This window comes from Nocardia cerradoensis NBRC 101014, from assembly GCF_000308535.1.
Lineage (GTDB): Bacteria > Actinomycetota > Actinomycetes > Mycobacteriales > Mycobacteriaceae > Nocardia > Nocardia cerradoensis.
Window position 1 is genome coordinate 1 of the sequence record NZ_BAFW01000059.1, and the last position, 9761, is coordinate 9761.

General features: G+C 68.5%; 9 protein-coding genes and 2 pseudogenes. 5 read left to right on the forward strand and 6 right to left on the reverse strand.

Features of this window, described 5'->3' with window-relative positions; translation table 11 throughout:
• Positions 1–360: pseudogene (locus tag ON23_RS07160) on the forward strand (DUF4254 domain-containing protein); the annotation flags it as partial.
• Between the two features lie 7 nt (positions 361–367).
• Here ON23_RS07160 and ON23_RS07165 read toward each other — a convergent pair.
• Positions 368–1462: a methyltransferase gene (locus ON23_RS07165; RefSeq protein WP_039777062.1), complete on the reverse strand. Its 1095-nt coding sequence runs from the start codon at positions 1460–1462 to the stop codon at positions 368–370.
• Positions 1463–1615: 153 nt separating this feature from the next.
• Here ON23_RS07165 and ON23_RS07170 point away from each other — a divergent pair, with 153 nt between their 5' ends.
• Positions 1616–1858 (forward strand): type II toxin-antitoxin system Phd/YefM family antitoxin, encoded by a 243-nt coding sequence (locus tag ON23_RS07170; protein ID WP_039777063.1) that lies wholly within the window; start codon positions 1616–1618, stop codon positions 1856–1858.
• Entirely contained in the window at positions 1855–2283 is a 429-nt protein-coding gene (locus ON23_RS07175) for a type II toxin-antitoxin system VapC family toxin (protein ID WP_039777064.1), read from the forward strand. The genes ON23_RS07170 and ON23_RS07175 overlap by 4 nt, the downstream gene beginning before the upstream one ends.
• 40 nt (positions 2284–2323) lie before the next feature.
• Here ON23_RS07175 and ON23_RS07180 read toward each other — a convergent pair whose 3' ends face one another.
• The gene (locus ON23_RS07180; protein WP_039777065.1) at positions 2324–3985 is read right to left on the reverse strand and encodes an amidase; all 1662 of its coding nucleotides are present in this window, start codon (positions 3983–3985) and stop codon (positions 2324–2326) included.
• 326 nt (positions 3986–4311) lie between these two features.
• Between ON23_RS07180 and ON23_RS07185 the strand changes: the two are divergent.
• Positions 4312–4521, forward strand: a pseudogene (locus tag ON23_RS07185) (DUF1540 domain-containing protein); the annotation flags it as partial.
• A 3-nt stretch (positions 4522–4524) separates the two neighbouring features.
• On the opposite strand, the gene ON23_RS07190 reads toward ON23_RS07185, so the two are convergent.
• Positions 4525–5103, reverse strand: coding sequence for a TetR/AcrR family transcriptional regulator (locus tag ON23_RS07190; protein ID WP_039777066.1), 579 nt, complete (start codon positions 5101–5103; stop codon positions 4525–4527).
• A gap of 91 nt (positions 5104–5194) precedes the next feature.
• On the opposite strand from ON23_RS07190, the gene ON23_RS07195 reads away from it, so the two are divergent.
• Positions 5195–5656 (forward strand): nuclear transport factor 2 family protein, encoded by a 462-nt coding sequence (locus ON23_RS07195; RefSeq protein ID WP_039777070.1) that lies wholly within the window; start codon positions 5195–5197, stop codon positions 5654–5656.
• A 19-nt stretch (positions 5657–5675) separates the two neighbouring features.
• Here ON23_RS07195 and ON23_RS07200 read toward each other — a convergent pair whose 3' ends face one another.
• The 3 genes from ON23_RS07200 to ON23_RS07210 are packed head-to-tail and all read right to left on the reverse strand — an operon-like array spanning position 5676 to position 9754.
• Positions 5676–6605, reverse strand: a complete 930-nt coding sequence (locus tag ON23_RS07200; protein WP_039777067.1) for a D-isomer specific 2-hydroxyacid dehydrogenase family protein — start codon at positions 6603–6605, stop codon at positions 5676–5678.
• Positions 6602–7573: a non-homologous end-joining DNA ligase gene (gene ligD / locus ON23_RS07205; protein WP_039777071.1), complete on the reverse strand. Its 972-nt coding sequence runs from the start codon at positions 7571–7573 to the stop codon at positions 6602–6604. Before ligD ends, ON23_RS07200 begins: the two co-directional genes overlap by 4 nt.
• Positions 7574–7630: 57 nt before the next feature.
• The gene (locus ON23_RS07210) at positions 7631–9754 is read right to left on the reverse strand and encodes a RecQ family ATP-dependent DNA helicase (protein WP_039777068.1); all 2124 of its coding nucleotides are present in this window, start codon (positions 9752–9754) and stop codon (positions 7631–7633) included.
• Positions 9755–9761 lie beyond the last annotated feature (7 nt).

Below are 9761 nucleotides of genomic sequence, written 5' to 3' on the forward strand. Positions count from 1 at the left end.
CATCCGGTCACCCGGGCCGCCCGCCGACTGGCCGAACTCCACCTCGCCCGCCGCCGCTCGCCGGTTCGTGCGGCAGAGATCGACTGTCGCAGAAGAGAAATCGTCGTCCACATCGACCGCTGGGTCAGCGACCGCACCGCCGCCGCGGCCCATGCGCGTTCCCTCGGCGCGGCCGTCGACGGACTCGCCGCCGCCCAGGTGCGCGCCACCGTCCTGCTGCGCGACGCCGAGACGGTCGACGACGAACGAGTCAGGGCCGCATGGTTTCTGGTCGGATCGCTGGCCGACTGGTGGGGTGAACTGGTCGAGCAGCACGTCGGCAACGCTCGTCCGCGCCGGCGTCCGCGCGGTGCGCGCTAGTGCGGTGCTATACCGGCCGTGCCTCGATCACGGATTCCGGTGACACCGTCTCGGTGATGCGGGTCAGCTCGAAACCGCAGCGCGCGAGCAGGTCCCGGTAGTCACCTGCGGTGCGCTCGCGTCCGCCACTGTTGATCAGCATCTCCAGGTCGGTGTACTTGCCCGGATGCGGGCGATTGTCCTGGGGCAGAACGATTTCCACGATGATCAACCGGGCGTCGGAGGTCATCGCGGCGCGCACCGTCCGCAGGATCTGTTCGGCCCGCGCGTCCGGCCAATCGTGCACCACATGTTTGAGCAGATATGCCTCCGCGCCCGCCGGAACCGATTCGAAGAACGATCCCGGTGTCACCTCGGCCCGACCGTCGAAGCCGGCGGCCGCGAAGCGCTCCGCGGCACCGGCCACCACATCGGGCAGATCGAACAGGACGCCCCGGGTTTCGGGCGCTCGCGTCAAGATTTCCGTGAGCATCGCGCCGTGCCCGCCGCCCACATCGACGATCGTCGAGAACTGTCCGAAATCGTAAGCGGCGAACAACGATTCGGTGGTGAGCGATCCGATGCTGGTCATCGCGCGGTCGAACAGGTCGCCGAATTGACGGTCGGTGCGGATGTATTCGAAGAAGGGAGCGCCGTCCACCTGCGGCCCCACCGGATTTCCCGTGCGTACCGCATCGACCACATGCGTCCAATGCGCCCGATGCGTGGCCGACCCGAAGAACAACGCCGCATCACGCAGCGATTCCGGGGAGTCGCGGCACAGGGCCCGGGCGGGCGGGGTCAGCGCGTAGCGCCCGTCGCGGCGCTGCGCGAAGATGCCGTGACTGATCAGCAGCCGTAACAACCGGCGCAACGCGTCCTCGTCCGCACCTACCCGCCGCGCCAGCTCCGCACCGGCGAGCGGCCCCCGCGCCAGTTCATCGGCGATTCCCAGTGCCGCCGCCGCGTGAATGGCCTGCGCCAACCACCCCGCCGCCAGCAACTCCATCAACGACAGCGGCGCCGGCGCCAACCGCCGATACGCTTCGCCCAGCCCGTAGCGAACGGTCTCGACGGCCCGCACCAGCGGTAGCGGCGGCAGTTTCGGTAACCCGAACACCATGCACAACTCCTCCGAGAGGCGGACAGGCTCGCGCTCCGCAGCCTACGGCGTCAGCGGGAGCGTCGGCGTATCGCCGGAGAAATGCCCTGTCCCTGGCGCGACCACCCTCCGTGAGCTAGTGTAGGTATGTACCTACATCAGGGGTTGGTTCTTATGACCACGATGAGCGCTCGTGAGTTCAATCGCGATGTCAGCGCCGCCAAACGTGCTGCGTCCGAGGGGCCGGTCGTGATCACCGATCGCGGGGAGGAAGCGTACGTGTTGCTTTCGATCGAGGAGTACCGGCGGTTACGCGCGGACAGCCAGGACATCGTGGCGCGGCTGAGTATGGATGACGACGAGATCGACTTCGATCCGCCGGCCCTGAACATCGGTCTGAAGGTGCCTCCACTGTGACGTTCCTGCTCGATACGAACGTCATCAGCGAGTTGCGGAAATCGGCACGGGTGGCCAGCCCCGCGGTTCGGGCTTGGGTCGCGGGGCGGCGGCCGTCGGAGTTGTATCTGAGCGTCGTCACCGTCACGGAAATCGAGCTCGGGATCGGACTGATCGAGCGCCGTGACGCCGCACAGGGCAACAGATTGCGGATGTGGTTGGAGGACGAGGTGCTCGACGTCTTCGCCGGCCGAATCCTCGAGCTCGATCTCGCAAGCGCGCGTCGTGCCGCCCGTCTGCACGTGCCCGACCCACGCCCCGAGCGAGACGCGCTGATCGGGGCGATCGCCAGTGAACATGCCATGACCATCGTGACGCGGAATACCAAGGATTTCGCGTCGATGGGAGTCGCGACTCTCGACCCGTGGAGCGTGGTACCGGCATGACGTGGACTGCGGGAACCGCCGTCGCGGAACCGCTGCTCGGTTACGTGTCGACGACGCTGGTCGTCGGGATGAAGTTGAATGCGGGGGCTCCGGCGTCGGTGTTGGTCGGGTCGGGGCCGTCACCGGGAGCCACGGGGGCGATCTCGGGCAGTGTGCGCGGATGGGGAAGTAGCTGGGGCATGTCACGCCATGCGGTGTCCGCGGCCTGCAATTCGAGTCCGATGGCGATGAGATCGGCTTCCGCCCAGGGCTTTCCGCCGAGCTGCACGCCGAACGGCAGGCCGGTGGCGGCGGATCGGCCCGCCGGGAGGGACAGGACCGGTGTGCCGGTGTAGTTGGCCCACATCATCGGGATATCGCAGGGGCCGATGAGGGAAATCGGGCCGATATCGTCGCGTTTCGAGCTGTCGGTGATCGCACCGGGGAGGATCACCGCGTCGAGCCGGTTGTCGGCCAGTAACTGGTTGTACCGACGCTGGAATCGCGCCCGGTCGCGCTCCAGCTGCCAGTAGTCCGAGGCGGGCGCGGCCAGCGCGGCCAGTCCCATCGCCACGACCGCGGCGCTCTCGGTCCGATAGAGCGACAGTCTGTCCGACCACTGCCGGTGGAACATCCCCAACTCCACCGCGTCACCGGTGGCCAGCGCGAGCGGTGGTGTCGGCATCGTGACCTCCACCGTCTCGCCGCCCAGCGCCGTCACCAGCCCGAGGAAGCGGGTGAACAACGTGCCGAGTGCCGGGGGAAGTGGGTGAACGAATTCCGTCGGCACTCCGAACCGCGTGCCCGACAACGGTTGCGCACTTCCCGTAGCCGTGAGTGGGAAGCCGCCCTCCGGTGACGCCGGCGCCACACCGGTCACCGGGTCGTTCGGATCGGGGCCCGCCATGGCCGACAGCAGCAGGGACGCGTCGGCGACGCTGTGCCCCATCGGACTGGGATGGTCCCTGGTCCACATCACGGGGATGAGACCGTAGCGGCTACATCGGCCGAATGTCGGCTTGATGGCGGTGACTCCGGCCCGCGACGCGGGAATGCGGATCGAACCACCCGTGTCGGATCCGATCGACAGCGGGGCGAACCGGGCCGCCAGCGCCGCGGCGCTACCACCCGACGAGCCGCCGATGGATTCGCTGATATCCCAGGGGTTTCCGACCTGCGGAGTGTCGGTGGCCATCGCGAATTCGGCGGTGTGCACGTGACCGATCAGGACCGCGCCCGCCTCGCGCAACCGCCGCCAGACCGTCGCGTCTCCGGCGGCGACATTGCCGTCGAGCACGCGGCTCGACGCGGTGACCGGCAGTCCCGCGGCCGCGTAGATGTCCTTGACCGCGATCGGGAGTCCGCAGATCAGCGGCGCGTTCCCGGCCGCCAGTCGTTTCGCGGCCCGCTCGGCCTGCTCGTGGGCGAGCTCGGGATAGGTGCGAACCCACGCGGTGGTCGCGCCGTCGTAGGTCGCGCTGCGTCGCAAGCAGGCGTCGAGCAGTTCGGCCGGATGTAGCCGGCGGGTCTGCAGCAGTGCCGATGCCTCCGTGGCGGTGAGCAGGGCCGGATCCGTGGTGGCGATATCGGACGGATTCGGCAGCGGTGCATGCCGGAAGGCGGTGCGCGCACCCGCGACCGGCGCGCTACGCGCCACGGTCGCGGCAGCGAGGCCGAAGCCGGCCGCCCGGAAGAGCGCCCTGCGTGAGGAAGCTGCATGCATAGATCGTCCGCCCCGGATCCTCGCGGCGGTGAATGTGAATCACCACCGTTTCTTATGTGGAAGGCTCGAAATTATCAGTCCCCCGGTCGCTTTGACCACACTAGCCCCCGAACCAGCTACCGCAATCCCATGAAATCTGGGTGTCGGCCGAGAGTTGCCGCCGGGTACCGGAGGTGTCGCGCGCCCCCCTGTGTCTCGTCCGGCATGTCGTCGAATCGCGACCCGCCGCATCGACCGCTGTCGCGCTCGGGTCGCCGCTTCGGCGGGCGAGCGCTGCGAGACCGCATCGGCAATGTGATGGCTATCGTGCCGTCGGGTATTGCCCTGTCGCCGGCACCAACGGGAGGGCGGATTGCGAAACCTTCATTCCGCTGTCGGTGAAGGGCGGTCCGGACCGGGTCACCAGCATGGTCGGCGCATGTCAGCGCGCCGACTGCTCGCACAACGTGAACCTCGAATGCACCGCCGGCGACATCCGCGTGGGACCCGGATCGGGCGACGATCCGGCCCGCTGCCTCACCTACGATCCGAGCTGATCCTTACGCTCGGTGCCGGGCAGTCGAAAGTAACTGTGCGGCAGCGACTTCGGCGGTCGAGGCGGCGGCTGTCCCGCCGGTGATACCGGCGGTGACGATGGCTCCCTCGGCGAGCAGGTAGATCGCGTCGGCGGCGTCGGATCCGGTGGCGCCGACCCAGCCGGCGATCATGTCGTGGAAGGCGGCCTTGTGTGCGCGCACTTCCGCGCGGACGGCCGGTGACTCGGCGCCGAGCTCCCCGTGCATGTTGATCCACGCGCAGCCGCGAAAACCCTGCTCGCCGAACCAGTCTCGGAGCCAGTGGAAGACCGCCTCGACACGCCGGATCGGATCGTCCACCCGTTCGACGTACCCAGCCAGCGCCTGCCGCCACCGTTCGTCGCGGCGGCGCAGCATCGCCACGACGAGGTCGTCCTTGGTCGGATACAGGGCGTAGATCCGCTTCAGTGACAGGCCGGACGCGGCGCGGATCCGATCCATTCCGACGGCCTGCACGCCGTGCGCGTACATCAACTCCTCGGCGGCGTCGAGCAGCGCCGCGCGGTCGGACGCATTCCGTTCGGCGCTGAGCGTGGCGGGCATGGCCGGAACTCCCTTGACATCGAGAACGTGCGTTCCCTACTGTAAGGCATCGGTGGAGAACGAACGTTCTCTGCGGAAAGGCAGGAATCCGATGTCCGAAGCTCGACCGCCCTATCCGCCGTTCACCCCGGAAACCGCCGCACAGAAGGTGCAGGCGGCCGAGGATGCGTGGAACACCCGGGATCCGCATCGCGTCGCGCTCGCCTACACCCCCGACTCGACCTGGCGCAACCGCGACGAATTCATCACCGGCCGTGCGCAGATCGTCGAATTCCTGACCGTCAAGTGGGAGCGCGAACTCGACTACGCGCTGCGCAAGAGCCTGTGGGGATTTCGCGGGAACCGCATGGCCGTCCGGTTCCAGTACGAATGGCACGACCGTACCGGTCAATGGTGGCGCAGCTATGGCAACGAGCTGTGGGAATTCACCGACCAAGGGCTGATGGCACGCCGGGAGGCGAGCATCAACGACGTGCCGATCACCGAGGCGGATCGTCGGATATTCGGCCCGCGCCCGGCCGAGGAGCACGGCGTGGACATCCCCCTGCGGTAGTCATCGGCACGGGCGGTGATCAGTAGCCGGCCTCCGGATCGATCCGTGCGATGAGCTCGCGCCCCTGTACGAAGCGGGTGACATTCGCGGCGACGTGGTCGGCGAAGGCGGCGGTACGCAGCTGCGGCGGATTCGAATCGTGCGGGGTGATGATCACATTCGGCAGGTCCCAGAGCGGATGGCCGTCGGGGAGCGGTTCGGGATCGGTGACGTCCAGGCCCGCCCCACCGACGGCGCCCTCCCGCAGTGCGGCGACCAGGGCTTCGGTGTCGATGAGCGACCCGCGGGCGACATTGATCACCCACGAATGCGGTTTCAGTTGAGTGAGTTCGTCTTTGCCGATCAGATGGCGGGTGCCGTCGGTCGCGGGCGCGGCGACGACCACGTGGTCGGTGCGGGCCCAGACCTCCGAAATCCGTTCCGCGGGAATCGTTTCCACCACGTTGGGGGCGTCGACCGGGCGGCCGGAGCGGTTGACGGCGATCACCCGGGCTCCGAACGGCTCCAGCATGGCGATGACCTCACGGCCGATACCGCCCGCGCCGACCACCGCGACGGTCGCCCCGCGCAAGGTGCCGATATGCGGAAAGAACTCGGTCTGCCGCCAGCTGTGGGCGCGGATGTGCTCCGGCAGGTAGCGCACGCCCGCGAGCAGCAGCGCCATCGTCGCCTCGGCAACGCTCTTGGCGAAAGCGCCTGCCGCCGAGGTGAATACCACGTTCGGATGGCGTTCGAAGATGCCTGCGTCGAAGAACTCCTCGACCCCGGCCGAGTACAACTGCACCCATTCGATCGACTCGGGCAGGTCGGGAAATCCGTTCGGACCGCCGTCCCACACCAGCGCCCGCGCGTCGCTCAGCTCCGAAAGCCGCGCTCCCGCGCCGGTGATCGCCTGTTCCAGAAAGTCACTGGTGAGCGGTGCCAGTGCGATGCGGGCTGCGCCGGTCATGCGTCGTATGCTCCTTCGTCTTCGTCGAGATCCACCTCGACCCGGTCGCGGTCGGCCCATTCCAGCAGCGTATTCAGGTCGAAGACCGCGTCGTCGATACCCGCGTGCAGATCGCCGAGTTCGGCGTAGCGGGCGGGGACGGTGTTGATGGTGAAGTCGTTCGGTTCGATATCGGGAATTTCGTTCCACCGCACCGGGGTCGAGACGGTGGCGGCCGCATTGCCGCGTACCGAGTAGGCGGCGGCGATCGTGTGATCGCGAGCGTTCTGGTTGTAGTCGACGAACAGCAGTGCCGGATCGCGATCGCGGCGCCACCACGTGGTGGTCACATCGTCGGGGGCGCGGCGCTCGACTTCCTGCGCGAAGGCCAGCGCGGCGCGGCGCACCTGCTGGAAGCCGTGCTCGGGCGCGATGCGCACGTAGATGTGCAGGCCGTGCCCGCCGGAGGTCTTGGGCCAGCCGACCGCTCCCAGCTCGTCGAGCACCTCGTGCGCGACCTCCGCGACACGCTGGACCCGCGACCACGGGCAATCCGGCATCGGATCCAGATCGATGCGCCATTCGTCCGGCTTCTCGGTATCGAAGCGGCGCGAGTTCCACGGATGGAACTCCACCGTCGACATCTGCACCGCCCAGATCACGTCCGCCAGTTCCCGCACGCACAGTTCGTCCGCGTGCCGGTTGTAGCGCGGAAAGTGCACGCGCACGGTCGGAATCCAGTCCGGCGCCCCCGCCGGGAGCCGCTTCTGATGCACCTTCCCGCCCGGCAATCCCTTCGGGAAGCGGTGCAGCATGCACGGCCGGTCCCGCAGGGCGTTGACGATTCCGTCGCCGACGCTCAGGTAGTACTGCACCAGATCGAGTTTGGTCGCCCCGAGCTCCGGGAAGTAGACCCGATCCGGATTCGACACCCGCACCGCATGCTCGCCGACCGTCAACTCCACGGCCGGCGTCGACTTACTGGTCACCGGATCGACGATAGTGGGTGATCGATCGCCGAGCACTGCACGCGCCGCGTCCATCTCTCACGTCGGGGTGGCCAGCGCGAACGGAAGGACGGCGGGGGCGCCGGCGTGGCGGAGGGTCCGGGCGGCGAGGGTGAGGGTCCAGCCGGTGTCGGTGTGCGTGTCGACCAGCAGGACCGGGGTGTCGAGGCCGGTGAGGTCGGGGGTTTCCCACGAGTCGAACAGCGCCGCTACGCGGTGGGCGGAGTTGGCCGCCGAGACCGGTGGCCGGTCCGGGCGGGTGTGCAGTACTCCGAGATCGGTCAGACGGCCGATGCGGGCCAGGCGGGCGGCCAGGTCGGCGGCGAGTGCCGGATGCGTCGCCGATTGCAGGGCCATCACCGCCCCGGGACGTTGCGTCCACTTCCATTCCCGCAGAACGGCGATGCAGGCGTTGACGATATGGTCCGGCGCCGGGCCGTCGGGCGCGTCGAGCAGGGTGCGCAGGCGCTGACCCCATCCGAGATCGCTGAGCCGGCCCAGCACCCGGCCGACCTCGGGTCCGTCGGTTATCTTGCCGGACAACGGAACTCCCAGCTTCGACAGTCCGGTCGGCCATTGTTTGCGGGGGAGCAGATCGATTCCGGGCCGGTCCAGCCGGGCTCGGATGGTGGCCACCTCGCCGGCGTCGACCGAGGTGTCGAAACGGCGGCCGGTGCAGTTGTCGCAGCGACCACAGCCGGGCGCGTCCGGGGCCAGGCCCGGATCGTCGAGTTGGCGGCGCAGGAAGTTCATCCGGCATTCGGGAGTGCTCTGATATTCGAGCATGGCCTGCTGTTCCGCCTCGCGCGCGCGGTCGAGGCGCTCGTAGCGTTCGGTGTCGTAGGTCCACGGTTCACCGGTGGCCAGCCAGCCGCCGCGCACCCGCCGCACCGCGCCGTCCACATCCAGCACCTTGAGCACCATCTCCAACCGCGACCGGCTCAGTTCCACCAGGGGTTCGAGAGCCACCGTGGACATCGGGCGGTCGTAGTCCAGGGCGGACAGCACCGACCGCACCACCTGCTCGCGCGGAAAGGCTACGGACGCAAAGTAATTCCAGATCCGCCGGTCCTCGGGCCCCGGCAACAGGACGACCTCCGCGCGGGCCGCCCGGCCGGAAGGACTCGACGCGTCCGGGACCAGTCCGCGTCCGGCGCGGCCGACCTGTTGGTAGTAGGCGATGGGGGAGGAGGGCGCGCCGACGTGGACCACGAAGCCGAGGTCGGGTTTGTCGAAGCCCATGCCGAGCGCCGACGTGGCGACCAGCGCCTTCACGTCGTTGTCCAGCAGCGCCTGTTCGAGGGTTTCGCGTTCCCCGGGTTCGGTGCGACCGGTGTAGGCCGCGACCGGGTATCCGTGGTCGCTGAGGACGTCGGCGAGGTCGTGGGCGGCCGCGACGGTGAGCGTGTAGATGATTCCGGAACCGGGCAGTTCGCCCAATTGCCGGCTGAGCCAGGTGGTCCGCTGGACGGCGTCGTCGATCCGCACCACGGACAGACGCAGCGATTCCCGGTCCAGGGTGCCGCGCAGCACCAGGGTGTCGGTGCCGATCTGGGTGGCGACATCGGTGACCACCCGGTTGTTCGCGGTGGCGGTGGTCGCCAGCACCGGAATGTCCTCGCCGAGATCGGCGATCAACGTGCGGATGCGGCGGTAGTCGGGACGGAAATCGTGGCCCCAGTCGGAGATGCAGTGCGCCTCGTCGACCACCACCAGACCGGCGTCGGCGGCCAGCTTGGGAAGCACCGAATCGCGGAAATCGGGGTTGTTCAGTCGTTCCGGGCTGACGAGCAGCACATCGACCTCACCGGCGGCGACCCGCTGATGAATCTCGTCCCATTCGGTGACATTGCCGGAGTTGATGGTCGCCGCGATCACTCCCGCCCGGCGCGCGGCCGCGACCTGATTGCGCATCAAAGCCAGCAGCGGTGACACGATCACCGTCGGCCCGCGCCCCTGGGACCGCAGCAACCGCGCGGCGATGAAGTACACCGCCGATTTGCCCCAGCCGGTGCGCTGGACGACCAGCGCCCGCCGCCGCTGGACGACCAGCGCCTCGATGGCCGTCCACTGATCCTCGCGCAGGCGCGCCTCGGGCCCGGCCAGCTCACGCAGCAGGGACTCGGCGGATTCGCGCAGCTCGGTGGTAGTCACGCGCTCCATCGTGCCC

Excerpts from the sequence above, each read along its gene's own strand:
- ON23_RS07190 (WP_039777066.1), bottom strand. The coding sequence starts at position 5,103 with ATGCCCGCCACGCTCAGCGCCGAACGGAATGCGTCCGACCGCGCGGCG.
- ON23_RS07200 (WP_039777067.1), bottom strand. The coding sequence starts at position 6,605 with ATGACCGGCGCAGCCCGCATCGCACTGGCACCGCTCACCAGTGACTTT.
- ON23_RS07180 (WP_039777065.1), bottom strand. The coding sequence starts at position 3,985 with ATGCATGCAGCTTCCTCACGCAGGGCGCTCTTCCGGGCGGCCGGCTTC.
- ON23_RS07165 (WP_039777062.1), bottom strand. The coding sequence starts at position 1,462 with ATGGTGTTCGGGTTACCGAAACTGCCGCCGCTACCGCTGGTGCGGGCC.
- ON23_RS07170 (WP_039777063.1), top strand. The coding sequence starts at position 1,616 with ATGACCACGATGAGCGCTCGTGAGTTCAATCGCGATGTCAGCGCCGCC.
- ON23_RS07210 (WP_039777068.1), bottom strand. The coding sequence starts at position 9,754 with ATGGAGCGCGTGACTACCACCGAGCTGCGCGAATCCGCCGAGTCCCTG.
- ON23_RS07195 (WP_039777070.1), top strand. The coding sequence starts at position 5,195 with ATGTCCGAAGCTCGACCGCCCTATCCGCCGTTCACCCCGGAAACCGCC.